Source organism: Phnomibacter ginsenosidimutans, assembly GCF_009740285.1.
GTDB lineage: Bacteria > Bacteroidota > Bacteroidia > Chitinophagales > Chitinophagaceae > Phnomibacter > Phnomibacter ginsenosidimutans.
Genome location: NZ_CP046566.1, coordinates 2,825,286 through 2,838,209, shown reverse-complemented (window position 1 = coordinate 2,838,209; position 12,924 = coordinate 2,825,286). Strand labels below are relative to the sequence as shown.

The window sequence follows — 12,924 nt, the reverse complement described above, 5'->3', positions numbered from 1 at the left end:
CGTTCAGCAGTTCTAAATGGGTAATCTGGCTTTGATCATTCAAATGTAGTTGATAACATCAATCTGCATGGTAGTGGTATAAAAAACCACCCAATTTTCGAATCCGTTTTTGTGTGTACTTTGCCGCAAAGGCTTGTAGCCATCCATTGCATGCATATTTGTTTCATTGGTGAGTTTCCACATCAGGGCCAGCCGGTTGGCGGCATCAGCATGTACATCCGCAATACCGCCAACTTGTTGGTCGAAAATGGTCATCGGGTTACGGTCTTGTCTTTTTCTGAAACGGTGGAAGGCTGGGAGCATCAATCGCCTTTTGCCCTTTACCGAGTACATCCAAAAAAATGGAAATTCTTCAATTTTTGGCGCATTGCCCGTGAGCAACATCGTGTGTTGAAAGCGTTGCATGCCATCCACCCGATTGATGCGGTGGAAACACCGGAATCGGGCTTGTGTTTTTTACCCAAAATTTCCGGCGTTCGCTATGTCATTCGCCTCCACGGTGGGCATATGTTTTTTGCAAGGGCACTCGGGCAAGCAATGAAGAGCTGGCCTACCTGGCAAGAAATTCAATCGTTTAAAAAGGCTGATGCTATTGTTGGCGTAAGTGCGTATGTATTGGCCGAAACAAAACATTACATAACCGGCGGCAAGCCAATGCAGGTCATTTTCAACGGGGTAAATACGCAGCTGTTCTCACCTCAGCAAAAAGTGCCAACCGCTTATCGGGATATTGTTTTTGTGGGCTGGCTGGTGCCCAAAAAGGGGCCTGCTTTTTTGCTAAAAGCGTTCTTGCAACTGGCAAATGATTTTCCAGACACACGTATTCATTTCTATGGCAGAGATACAAAAACCGTATCGGGTGCTTCTTATTGGGAAAGCCTTTTGCAAACCGTGCCTGCAGATTTGCTGCCCCGTATTTTCTTTCACGGAAATGTACCCAATGAAGAGCTGCCAAAAATTATCAACTACGCATTCTGTTGTGTATATCCCAGTCAGATGGAAGCCATGCCGGTAGCATGGTTAGAAGTAATGGCCTGCGGGCAGTTGCTGATAGCTGGCGATGCGGGCCCCGCAAGAGAAATTATTCAACATGGTATTAATGGATTGTTGTGCCAGCCAACTGATGCTGCTGACATAGCAGCGCAACTGCGCCGGGCGCTAGAGCACCCCGAAGATGTGCAGCAGATGAGAGAGCAGGCCCGCCAAATGGTGTTGCAACGCTTTGCATTGGCCACTGTGCTGCAGCAAAATTTACAATTTTGGAAGATGTAGGCCCTTTTGCAAAGGCCATTTGGGCATTGATTTATTTTGCTTTTACAGAATGCTGAATCGGGGATATTTTCTGAGGACCAAATAAGGTAGTCCCCTTAAATAATCCGTTATTTGCGCAGCCCTGAAATGGCTATGAATAAAGCAAATGAACATGATCACACAACCTAAAATTGCCATCATTGGTCTTGGCTATGTTGGCCTGCCCCTGGCAGTTGAATTTGGTAAAAAATTCCCAACCGTTGGTTTTGATATTGCCGTTGCCCGGATAGAAGAATTGAGAACCGGACACGACAGAACCCTTGAGGTAGAAGCCGAACAATTAGCAGCAAGTTCACAGCTCAGCTTTAGCTGCGAATGGCAAGACTTGGAAAGCTGCAACACATTTATTGTAACTGTACCTACGCCGGTTGACAAGTATAACCGCCCCGATCTTACACCGCTGATTAAAGCCAGCGAAACGGTTGGGAAAGTTTTGCGTAAAGGCGATGTCGTTATATATGAAAGCACCGTGTATCCCGGTGTAACTGAAGAGGAATGCGTACCCATTTTGGAAAAGGTATCCGGACTCACTTTCAATAAAGATTTTTTTGCCGGGTACAGCCCCGAACGCATCAATCCGGGTGATAAGAAACACACGGTTACCAAAATCAGAAAGGTTACATCGGGCTCTACTCCTGAAATAGCCAAATATGTAAATGAACTCTATGCTTCTGTAATTGAGGCAGGCACGTATTTAGCGCCAAGCATTAAAGTGGCCGAGGCAGCCAAGGTGATTGAAAATGCACAACGCGACATCAATATTGCCTTTGTAAATGAGCTGGCTAAAATCTTTAACCTGTTGGGGCTTGATACCACAGAAGTGTTAGAAGCGGCGGGTACCAAATGGAATTTCCTGCCATTCAAACCTGGCTTGGTTGGGGGGCACTGTATTGGTGTTGACCCATACTACCTGGCGCAAAAAGCACAAGAGCATGGCTACAACCCCGAAATCATTTTGGCTGGTCGCCGGCTCAACGACGGCATGGGGCAATATGTAGCTACTGAAGTCGTAAAAAAACTGATAGATAAAGACCACCTGATAAAGGGTGCCAACGTGTTGATATTGGGTATTACGTTCAAAGAAAATTGCCCGGATGTACGTAACACCAAAGTGGTGGATGTGTATGAAGGCCTGGCAGCGTTTGGACTGAATACAGTAGTGTACGATCCTTGGGCCGACCCTGCTGAAGTACAACATGAATATGGCATTGCTGTTATGAACACGCTGCCACAAGGCCCGTTTAATGCCATCATTTTAGCGGTTGCTCATGCCGAATTTGCAGGGCTCAATCTCGATGTTTTGAAAGGAGAAAATTGCATTGTGTACGACATTAAATCGTTTTTACCCAAGACTGCTGTGAACGCCAGGTTGTAACATTTCTAATCGTCAACTTCATGAAAATTTTAATAACAGGCGGCGCAAGGATTTATTGGCAGCAATTTGTGTGGGGCTTTATTGCAACATCCTGCTGTAACGCTGGTTAGAGTGTTCGATAATTTTGCTACAGGTTACCGTGAGAACCTACAGCCATTTTTGCAGCATCCAAAATTCGAATTGCTGGAGGGCGACATTCGCCATGCTGAAGATTGTGCGGCAGCTGTAGAAGGCATCGATGCTATTTCACATCAGGCTGCACTGGGTTCTGTGCCTCGTTCCATTGCCGACCCTGTTACTTCGCATGATGTAAACCTCAACGGATTTGTGAACATGCTGCAGGCTGCTAACAAAGCCGGTATCCGTCGTATGGTGTATGCATCTTCGTCTTCTGTATATGGCGATTTGCCCGATAGCCCCAAGGTAGAAACAAGAGTGGGCAAAGTCCTGTCTCCTTATGCGGCTACCAAATATGCCAATGAAATTTATGCGCAGGCATGGAGCAAAAGTTATGGCATGCAGTTGGTTGGTTTCCGGTACTTCAATGTATTTGGACCGAACCAAAGTTTTAACGGACCATATGCCGCCGTTATTCCATTGTTCATCAGAGCGGCACTCACCAATACTTCGCCCACCATCAATGGCGATGGAAATATCACCCGTGATTTTACCCCGGTCAAAAATGTGGTGCAGGCCAATATCAACAGCCTGCTATTAGAAAGAACGGAAGGCTTTCATGAAGTATTAAACATTGCTTGTGGCAAAACCACAACGCTCAATGATTTATGGCAAAAAATTTGTCGTATTACCGGAGCTACAGTAGCTGTTACACACGGCCCCAACCGGCCCGGCGATATCATGCAAAGCCTTGCAGATGTGAGCAAAGCCAAACAAACCATTGGGTACACACCCGATGATGATTTGGATGGACAACTGGCAGAGGCCATTGAGTGGTACCGTTCTATTTTGTAACCGATTGATGAAGCGGGCAAGGCCCATAAACTGCAGTAGCATGCACATTTGTTTTGTAGGCGAAATAGCCACCCCCACTTTTAAAACCGGCGGCATTGGCACATTTGTGGCCAACCTGAGTGCCGAGTTGGTAAAGCAGGGACATGAGGTGAGCATTGTTTCGTTTCGCAAACAGCAGGCTGCTCTCGAACATGAAACATTAGACGGTTTCAGCATCTACTGGGTTAATACCAACCAGTGGGGCAAGCTGCGGTTGATTAAAGTAAAGCTTGACACCAACAAAGTATTGCGCCAAATACACGCCCGTTCTCCGCTACACATTGTAGAAGCGCCGGAGTATGGATTGTTTGCCTTGCAGAAAATACCGGGTGTGCAATACGTGGTTCGATTAAACGGTGGCCATGTTTTTTTTGCGAAAAGCACAACCGATACGCCACCCCGCAGGCGAAAAGCTTTTGTAGAAAAGCGATCGTTGAAAAATGCAGATGCTATCATTGGTGTAAGCAAGTATGTACTTACACAAACACAAAGCTATTATCCGTTTATACAGGCTTTGCCCAGTGCCATTATTCCTAATCCCATTTTGGTCAACAGGTTTGATCCATCCAAATTTGAAGGGGAGCAACAAGACGGATTCATCTTATTCTTTGGTTCGCTTACAGAAAAAAAAGGCGTACGCCAGCTCATTGAAGCTATGCCTTTGGTAAATGAACACGTAAAAAATGCTGCCTTGCATATTTACGGTCGTGATATACCCATGCGGCCAAGTAGCGATAGCTACAAAGCATTGTTGGAAGCATTGCTGGCAAAGTTGCAATTGCAAAATGTATACATACACGAAGCGTTGCCCAACAATGAAATGCCGGCTTTATTGGCCAAAGCATCAGTGATTGTGTTGCCATCGCACATGGAAGCCATGCCGCTGGCTTGGTTGGAAGCATTGGCCATGCAACGTCCGTTTATCGGTAGCCAGCTGGGCCCCGGTCCTGAAGTGATTACGCCTCACCAAAACGGGTTGCTCTGCGATCCTCACCAACCCGCAGATATAGCGGAAAAAATCACCTACATGTTGTTGCATCCTCAGGAAGCAGCAAGTATGGCCAGTGCAGGAAGAACGATGGTGGTAAATGAATACAATGCTGCCACGCTTGTCCAGAAAAATGTGTTGTTTTATCAATCCCTCATTGGTCGTTAAATCCTGTCATACCACATGCGTTTCCTGATCATATCCGGCGCTTATCACTACAAAAAAAACGGTCTGTTGTATGCCTATGGCCCGTATGTACGTGAAATGAATATCTGGATTTCGCAGGTAGATGAGGTGGTGGTCATGTGCGAATTGCATGAGGGAGAACCCGCTGGTATGGACATTCCTTATGAGCATGCCAAACCCATCAAAGTATTGGGGCACAAAGGATTTGAATTTACATCGGCCAAAGCTAGTATTCGTTCAGTAGCCTTATTGCCACTGCTTATTTTTCGAATGATCCGCGAAATGTGGCTCGCTGATCATATCCATTTTCGCGGACCAGCATCTATTGCACTCATTGCCACTTTTGTGCAAATACTTTTTCCCTGGAAAAAGAAAACGATGAAATACGCCGGCAACTGGGACTGGCATTTCCCTGCACCATTTTCCTATAAGCTGCAAAAACGAATACCGAATAACCCCTGGCTTACGCACAACATAAAGGTGTTGGTGTACGGTAGCTGGCCTTACAGGTCAAAAAATATCCTGCCTTTTTTACGGCTACATATCGGGAGCAGGAAAAAGTACCTGTAACAAAAGACTGGAATGCCCCCCTGTGTTTATGTTTAGCGGTGTGCTCGAAGAACATAAGCAGCCACTGGTAGCGTATCAATTATTTAAAACCATTGCACAAGCTGCACCGGGTGCCCGAATGGTATTTTGTGGCGGCGGATATTTACAACCTGTCATTGAGCAAATGGCTGCAGCAGACGGATTGGCGGCTCATGTGCATTGTACCGGCAGTATTCCGAAAGATGAGATGAAACGGCATTATCAGTCGGCTCATTTTTTATTGTTTCAATCCAAATCGGAAGGATGGCCCAAAGCAGTGGCAGAAAGCATGTTTTGGGGAGCCATTCCTGTTACCAGAGAAGTATCTATCGTTCCGGAAATGCTGGGCCAGGGCGAACGGGGTATTTTGACAAAACCCAACGATGCTGTTGCTGCTATGGCGGAGCGGGTGCTTGCTTTATGGAACGACAAAGCAGCGTGCCAGCACATGAGTACATTGTGCATGGAATGGAGCCGTGAGTTTACCTTGGATAAATTTGAAGCCGATTTGAAAAAGCTGATTTGACATCAGTCTTTCAAAATCAATTTGTGTAACTGCTGTAGTTGCTTCGATTGGGTAAATGATTGCTTAAAATGCTGCCGGGCCTCTTGGCGAATGCGTTCATATTTTTCGCTTTCTGCTACAAAGAGATGGCATGCTTTGGCAAAAGCGGCTTGCCAATACTCCACCGAATTTCCATCCACCAGTATGCCCGTTTCTCCATCCGTTACTATTTCGGGTATGCCGCCAATATTGCTGGCAATAACAGGAGTACCCAGCATCATGGCTTCAATATTCACCATCCCAAAAGCTTCAGATAAAGTGGAGCATACCACAAAATGGGCTTGTTGAAAATGTGCATCAATCTGATGATACGGCAGGAGCCCCACAAATTGAGTACATGGTTGTTGGGCTACCAGTTGTTGCACCTGTTCTTCTTGCAGGCCACTCCCGGCAATCTCTAGCATTGCGTCTATACCTGTGTTTGCTACAAAAGTTTGAAACGCCTCAATAACTGTCAGCATGTTTTTGCCCGGATCGAGACGGGTAGGCGCAAAAAAGCGGATAGGACCTTCTGTGGGTTTTGGGTCTAACAAATCTTGTCCGCGGTCGGCAAGGCTGTTGTAAATAATATGACATCGCTTGGCGGGAAATTGAAAATGCACTTGCAGATCGCTGGCAGCATGCCGGCTAACGCAAACCATGTGGCCATAGCAAGCCAGAAACATTTTTTTACGCCACTTTTTGAGGCTTGTTTTCCAGTTGCTCTCGGCGTTGTCGATTACGGTAGAGGCATACATGCTGTGGTAGTAGCCAATTCGCTTGGGTACCCTCAAAAGCCAGGCTGCCAGCCCGGCTATGTTCAATGCGGCTGCCTGTGCCAACAATACATCGCATTTGTGCCGGCGGATCCATATGGCGATAAAGCGGAATGCTTGCCAGCCAACCGGTCTTTCACCCGGCCATGTTACTACTGTGAGGTTGGGAATAGCAGCCATCTCTTCGGGTATGGCGTGGCTGATAAACAATACCTGATGTCCTTCTCTTGCCAATTGTTGCGCCAATGCCACAGAGTTGGCAGCATAAGAAAAGCTGTTGTAGTTGTGGCAAATGATAATGTGGCGAACGGCTGACATGGCGGATGCTTCATTGGTTGGTTGGAGTTGCAGCATTTTTTGGCATCGCCAAACAATTGTGGCGAAAATAGCCATATGCCGCAAAAGCTGACCATGAACCTCGGATCAAACAGGTGTACTACTTTACAAACAGTGGTAACCACAAACATGGCATAACCTGTACATTTGCGCTAAACCAATCAACAGCCGTTTTTAATCAGCCACTCATGTTAGCATTACTCCGAAAAGAAGAACTCAGAGTTTTTTGGTTATTTTTTCATGTGGCTTTAGGTTATGCCTCTGTATATTCCAGATGGCCGTTGATTGTCTGGTATTACATCCTATTCTTTTCTACCATCCTTTCTTTCTTCTACAGCAAAAAGCAAAATTCGATTAAGATCGTTTATCTGCTTGGATACTCATTAGGAGTAGAAGTTTTGGGCCGGGCTCTAAAAGCATACCCCTACATCCCCGACCAAATGGGTAAGTATTTGGGTGTGGTGCTGTTTGCATTTGGACTTGCGCTAGGTGGCCCCATCAAACGGGTGTCGCTTTATGGCGTGGGTATGCTGCTGTTGTCGGCACCAGCATTGGTATTGGCACCCTACGAAAACGTAAAGCCTATTATCCTAAACTATTTTGGACCATTGGCTTTGTTTTTGGGGGTAATATTCTGTAGCCGCCAAATTCTCACCTTCAAAGATTTTAAAGAGCTGGCAGCAGTCATCCTGTTTCCGATTATATCGCTGGCATTTTATGCCTATTTCAATGCGGCACAAATTGAAAAAATCGACTACGGTCTTACGGCAAACAACGAAGCTGCAGGTGGTGGTTTTACCAACCAGGTGTCAACACTCTTTGGTTTGGGTATCGCCCTCATTGCGCTGATGTACATCACCAAGCAACAAATTTTCAAGTACCGTTTTTTAGATGTATCGGTAATGGCATTGTTAACGGTTCGGGGGTTGCTTACGTTTTCAAGAGGAGGGATGGTGACGGCTGTTGTGGCCATTTTCTTGCTCATGATTTTTCCAAAAGCAAAGGCTGCCTGGCAGGATAGTGAAATTCGGTTGCGTTCATTTTCGCCCACCAGTATCATCCTCACTTTTAGTGTAGTGGCCGCCAGTTTTATCGCCATCAATATTTACACAGAAAACTATTTGTTGTATCGATATCAGGGAAGAACGGAACGAAGTCTGCAAACCGGATTTAATAAAACGGCGGATATCGACCAGCTCTCATCCGGCAGGTATAAAATCATGATTTCTGATTTGCGAATGTTCTTAGATTATCCCGCACTTGGCGTGGGGGTAGGATATTCCAAAATAGAACGTGTGAATTATGGTGCTGGCGAGGGGCTGAACCCGCATCTGGAATTTTCCCGTTTGCTGGCAGAGCATGGTTCGCTGGGTCTTGCATTGGTGGTAATGATTTTTATTTATCCTTTCTATAAAGTGTGGCATGAGCCCAATAATTACCGGCGATCAATCATGCTACTCTTTCTCATTATCGGACTGGCGTCTACTTTTCACAGTGCCATGCGCACCATGATTACGCCGCTGCTATTTGCGTTTGCCTTTATTCAATATGTTCCCACCGATTTCGATTGGCGCCCATTGGTTGGAAAGCAACGCAAACAAAAACATTTAAAACCGCTGCACCTCAGGGCTAATAAGGGGCTTGCCAATTCTTTGACAGCAGCTCCTGAAACGCAAGAGGCATAGCCCTTTTAATTGTGCTGAAAACTGTATGCAAAATGGCTGCACCCGGATTTGTTTTGTTGGAAGCCAGCATTGCTGCTGAACAACCTGATGGCATCGGGCTTACAACAGTAGCCAGCATTTACTACAGCACTTATATTTTTCCTCAATCAGCATCTTTTACTATTCATTGGATGGGCTTTAGCTGCCAAACCAATGAAACAAGAAAACAGTTGCTGGAAAAATTAGCGCATACATTGGCGTTAGCAGATGCAAACTCATTGCTTTCCGAGATGGCTGCGCTTCAACAAGCTTGCGGCGAGTTCGCTTGCTGGATAGAAACTCCCGAATCCGTTCTGTTTTTCAATGATCAACAGGGAAGATTACCGGTGTATGCCTGCCGGCAAAATGGCCGGTTGCTCATGGGCAGAAACCTGCAGGCACTTCGCCAACAAGTGTTGCTGACGCCGAATCCGATTGGCATTGCACAAACCTTATGGGCTGGCTATGCATTGGGCAGCACCACTATGTACAAAGAATTGGATGTAGTGCCGCCCGGAAGTATTTGGCTGATCAATAAACAAACAGGTCTGCATCAGGTATTGAACCAAACCGTGGCCGATTTCAGCCCTCGTAATACTGCACCCATACTGATACAGGCCAAAGAATTGGCGGAGCAATTTTGGTCCGTATGCCAACAGATGGCGGCTAATCATCCACACTGGCATGTGTCGCTGTCGGGTGGGCAAGATGCAAGGGCCGTGCTGGCGGGTTTTGTAAAAGCAACGCCAGATTTGTCTGCATCTTCTTTTACTATGGGTCAAGGTTTTGCAGATGCCATGATAGCGGAGCAGTTGGCTGCACAGTACCGTGTACCGTGGCAGGCATTTACAGTAGCTCCCACCACCGAAGATGATTGGCTGATACATGCCAAAGCGGGTTTCAATTACGCTGGCATGGCGTTCATCAAACCGTATCTCGAACAGGTTGCTGCGGCCTATCCGCAACACATCATGCTTACGGGTGATGGCGGCGATAAAATGTTGCCTTACCTCGGCGAACCAACAGCTCCGACATCGTTGGATGATTTAGTGGAAAAGCTATTGGTACGACATGCCATTGTGCCAGCGGCGTTGGCGGCAAAGGCGGCCGGGCTTCACCGCGATGAATTGGCACAGTCGGTGTATGAATGCGTGGCGGCGTATCCCGAGCACAGCATGAACGACCGCAGCATACATTTTGTACTGAGCGAAAGGGCCCGCCGGGCCTACTTTGAAGGCGAAGACCGCAACCGGTTATTTATGTGGAGCACCACGCCGTTTTATCATCCTGCATTTGTGCAAATGGCCATGCAAGTGCCCGATGAGTATAAAAAGCGATACCGTTTCTACCATGCATTTATGCAGGAGTTGGATGCATCCTTACAAACCATACCCGATGCCAATGGCTATCGGTTGGGCAGTGTTGGATTTGCTGCGCAAAAGTGGATGCAGGAGCAATTCAGGAGTGGTCCGGTTTGGTTGAAAAATGCGTTGCGGCAAATCAATGCGCTTCGTAATGGAAACAACAGCGCCACCAATACACTGAAAATCGATTTGCCATCAGCACTCTGTTTTATGCCTGATACTGCTGTGCAGCAAATTTGGCAAACGAGTGAAGAAGCCGCCTGGCATTTGCGTACCATTGCAAAAGTGTTTCGCTAATGCAGGTACTCATATTACTCACCGGAAAAGTATATGCCCCCAACGAACTGCCGGCAGATAGACAGTTGCCTGGCAAAGATTTGCTGGGGCAAACGCATGTGTTTGACCGGCTGGAATTTGTCAATAACCTGCAGACGATTGCGGCTTTGCAGCATGCTTTGGGCAATAATAGCCATATAGAAATACGGCATATTGTACAACGCCAAAATATCTGGCTGCTGAAAAAGCAGGCCAATGCATTGCAACAATTTATACAACAACAAAACATTGATATCGTACACCAATTTTGGGGTGGTCCAGCTGCGTGGATGATGAGCAAGGCCACGGGCAAAACACCCTATGTTTTGTCATTGTTGGGCAGCGATTTGATGGGCACTTACAATACAGCAGGCAAATCATCTTGGAAAGGCTGGCTGCTGCAATGGACCAGCCGGTTGGCGGCCATTCGGGCTAACGCAGTGGTATTGATGTCGGCAAAAATGAAGAGCCGTTTATCGCCGGCTTTGTACAATAAAACGCATGTCATCCCCGAAGGTATTGATGACAGTTTGTTTTCCCCATGCCTATGCAGGAAGCCAAACGCCTGTTGGGTTTGGATGAAGCAAAACAATACATCCTGTTTTTCGACAATGGCAACCGGGTAAAGAATGCGCCATTTGCTGAAGAAGTAATGCAAGCAGTGCAACAACAATTTCCAACTGTTGAAATGGTAAGGGTGCAACAGGTACCTCATCAGCAGCTGCGGTTGTATTACAATGCGGCACATGCATTGCTGCTGCCTTCTTTGCACGAAGGGTCGAATAATTCGTTGAAAGAAGCACTGGCTTGCAACTGCCCGGTAGTAGCTTCAGCCGTAGGCGATGCGGAAGAAAGGCTGGCAGGCGTAACGCATAGTGTTGCTATCAAAGGCTTCGATGTAAAAGATTTTGTAGCTGCCATAGCGACTATCTTGCAAGCCAATGAACGCAGCAATGGCCGGCAATGTATAGCACCGGTAACGCATGCTTTCATTGGCCATCAGCTCAACAATTTGTATGCGCAACTAACACAACAACGCACTGTTTCATGATTGGCATTGTAAACTACGATATGGGCAATATTGGTTCAATCGTCAACATGATTGAATACTTGCAGGGTAGTTGTATGCTGGTGAGTGACGCTGCAGCAATGCAAGCTTGTGACAAGTTGATTTTGCCCGGCGTTGGTGCTTACGATACAGCCATGAAGCAATTGCGGCAGCGAGATTTACTGGCACCATTGCAGACATTTGCTATAGAGCATCGCAAGCCTGTGCTGGGCGTTTGCCTCGGCATGCAGCTCATGTGTGCCGGCAGCGAGGAAGGCCAGCTGCAAGGATTGGGTTGGTTTGATACCGTGGTTACAAAATTTCAATTCAGTGATAAAAAAATGCGGGTGCCGCACATGGGTTGGAATCATATTCAATTTGCACAACCCGGCTTTTCATTGTTCAATAATCTGTCCGCAGAAGACAATCGATTTTACTTTGTACACTCGTATGCTGTGCAACAAACAAATGCGCCGTTTGTAGCGGGCATCACACATTATGGAGCTGATTTTACCAGCGTTGTAGCGCAGCATCACCTCATGGGTTTTCAATGTCATCCCGAAAAGAGTCATCGTTTTGGGATGCAGGTGTATCAAAACTTCATCAACCTGTAAGCATGCTGCAAACAAGAGTAATACCGGTACTATTGTTGGGTAAAATGGGGATGGTAAAAACCATTCGATTCAAGCAGCCACGCTATGTGGGCGATGTAGTGAATGCCGTCCGATTATTCAACGATAAAGAAGTAGACGAACTGGTGGTGCTCGATATTGAAGCCACAGCTAAAAAAAGAATTCAGTTTGAGTTGATAGAACAATTGGCCAGCGAAGCCTTCATGCCATTAACCTATGGTGGCGGCATTACTTCGGTGGAAGATGTAGCGCAGCTATTGCGGTTGGGCGTAGAAAAAGTGGTGTTGAATGCGGCCCTGTTTACACATCCAGAACTGCTATCTCAAATTGCAAAACGCTTTGGTGCTTCTACGGTGATTGCTTCAGTTGATTTCAGGAAAAATATTTGGGGCAAATGGCAGGTGTACAAGCCACAATGGCCAACGGGCTACGGGCATACATCCGCTAGACTTTTGCCAACAATGTGAAGCCCAAGGCGCCGGAGAATTGCTGCTCCACAGCATTGGTACCGATGGCATGATGCAAGGTTATCCTGTGGAAATAATGCAACAATTGGCATCATCAGTCAGCATTCCTGTAATTGCTTGTGGCGGTGCTGGCAGCTTGCAGCACATGCAGCAATTGGCTGTGCAGTCGGGCATGCAGGCATTTGCCGCAGGTTCTATGTTTATTTACTACGGGCCGCACAAAGCCGTGCTCATCAACTATCCCGATGCAGCCACGCTACGCCGTACATTTGACCAATAG

Annotated in this window: 14 protein-coding genes; 13 read left to right on the top strand and 1 reads right to left on the bottom strand. The window is 46.7% G+C overall.

The annotated features are described in order from the left end of the window. Positions 1-150: 150 nt before the first annotated feature. The 6 genes from GLV81_RS12275 to GLV81_RS12250 all read left to right on the top strand — a co-directional run bounded on the left by GLV81_RS12275 (position 151) and on the right by GLV81_RS12250 (position 5,985). The gene (locus tag GLV81_RS12275) at positions 151-1,272 is read left to right on the top strand and encodes a glycosyltransferase family 4 protein (RefSeq protein WP_157479125.1); all 1,122 of its coding nucleotides are present in this window, start codon (positions 151-153) and stop codon (positions 1,270-1,272) included. Positions 1,273-1,423: 151 nt separating this feature from the next. After that, positions 1,424-2,686 carry a nucleotide sugar dehydrogenase gene (locus tag GLV81_RS12270; protein ID WP_281350689.1) on the top strand — a complete coding sequence of 421 codons (1,263 nt, stop codon included), beginning with the start codon at positions 1,424-1,426 and terminating at the stop codon, positions 2,684-2,686. A gap of 81 nt (positions 2,687-2,767) precedes the next feature. Beyond that, positions 2,768-3,658: an NAD-dependent epimerase/dehydratase family protein gene (locus GLV81_RS12265; RefSeq protein WP_197428279.1), complete on the top strand. Its 891-nt coding sequence runs from the start codon at positions 2,768-2,770 to the stop codon at positions 3,656-3,658. Between the two features lie 40 nt (positions 3,659-3,698). Then, positions 3,699-4,853, top strand: coding sequence for a glycosyltransferase family 4 protein (locus GLV81_RS12260; RefSeq protein ID WP_197428278.1), 1,155 nt, complete (start codon positions 3,699-3,701; stop codon positions 4,851-4,853). Between the two features lie 15 nt (positions 4,854-4,868). Further along, on the top strand, positions 4,869-5,441 hold the full coding sequence (locus GLV81_RS12255) for a hypothetical protein (RefSeq protein WP_157479122.1): 573 nt from the start codon (positions 4,869-4,871) through the stop codon (positions 5,439-5,441). A 28-nt stretch (positions 5,442-5,469) separates the two neighbouring features. Further along, positions 5,470-5,985: a glycosyltransferase gene (locus GLV81_RS12250; protein ID WP_281350832.1), complete on the top strand. Its 516-nt coding sequence runs from the start codon at positions 5,470-5,472 to the stop codon at positions 5,983-5,985. A 2-nt stretch (positions 5,986-5,987) separates the two neighbouring features. Here GLV81_RS12250 and GLV81_RS20440 read toward each other — a convergent pair whose 3' ends face one another. Then, positions 5,988-7,097: a glycosyltransferase family 4 protein gene (locus tag GLV81_RS20440; protein WP_246185973.1), complete on the bottom strand. Its 1,110-nt coding sequence runs from the start codon at positions 7,095-7,097 to the stop codon at positions 5,988-5,990. A 458-nt stretch (positions 7,098-7,555) separates the two neighbouring features. On the opposite strand from GLV81_RS20440, the gene GLV81_RS12240 reads away from it, so the two are divergent. The 7 genes from GLV81_RS12240 to GLV81_RS19465 are packed head-to-tail and all read left to right on the top strand — an operon-like array spanning position 7,556 to position 12,924. Continuing rightward, a complete protein-coding gene (locus GLV81_RS12240; RefSeq protein ID WP_197428276.1) occupies positions 7,556-8,800 on the top strand; it encodes an O-antigen ligase family protein in 1,245 nt (414 codons plus the stop codon). Between the two features lie 32 nt (positions 8,801-8,832). Next, positions 8,833-10,479, top strand: a complete 1,647-nt coding sequence (locus tag GLV81_RS12235) for a hypothetical protein (RefSeq protein ID WP_157479118.1) — start codon at positions 8,833-8,835, stop codon at positions 10,477-10,479. Then, complete coding sequence (locus tag GLV81_RS12230; protein WP_157479117.1) at positions 10,479-11,123, top strand: glycosyltransferase; 645 nt, start codon at positions 10,479-10,481, stop codon at positions 11,121-11,123. The genes GLV81_RS12235 and GLV81_RS12230 overlap by 1 nt, the downstream gene beginning before the upstream one ends. Continuing rightward, complete coding sequence (locus GLV81_RS12225; RefSeq protein WP_197428275.1) at positions 11,072-11,548, top strand: glycosyltransferase; 477 nt, start codon at positions 11,072-11,074, stop codon at positions 11,546-11,548. Before GLV81_RS12230 ends, GLV81_RS12225 begins: the two co-directional genes overlap by 52 nt. After that, positions 11,545-12,159, top strand: coding sequence for an imidazole glycerol phosphate synthase subunit HisH (gene hisH, locus GLV81_RS12220; RefSeq protein ID WP_197428274.1), 615 nt, complete (start codon positions 11,545-11,547; stop codon positions 12,157-12,159). The genes GLV81_RS12225 and hisH overlap by 4 nt, the downstream gene beginning before the upstream one ends. A 2-nt stretch (positions 12,160-12,161) precedes the next feature. Further along, on the top strand, positions 12,162-12,644 hold the full coding sequence (locus GLV81_RS19470) for a HisA/HisF-related TIM barrel protein (RefSeq protein WP_197428273.1): 483 nt from the start codon (positions 12,162-12,164) through the stop codon (positions 12,642-12,644). A gap of 19 nt (positions 12,645-12,663) precedes the next feature. Continuing rightward, on the top strand, positions 12,664-12,924 hold the full coding sequence (locus GLV81_RS19465) for a HisA/HisF-related TIM barrel protein (protein WP_425500001.1): 261 nt from the start codon (positions 12,664-12,666) through the stop codon (positions 12,922-12,924).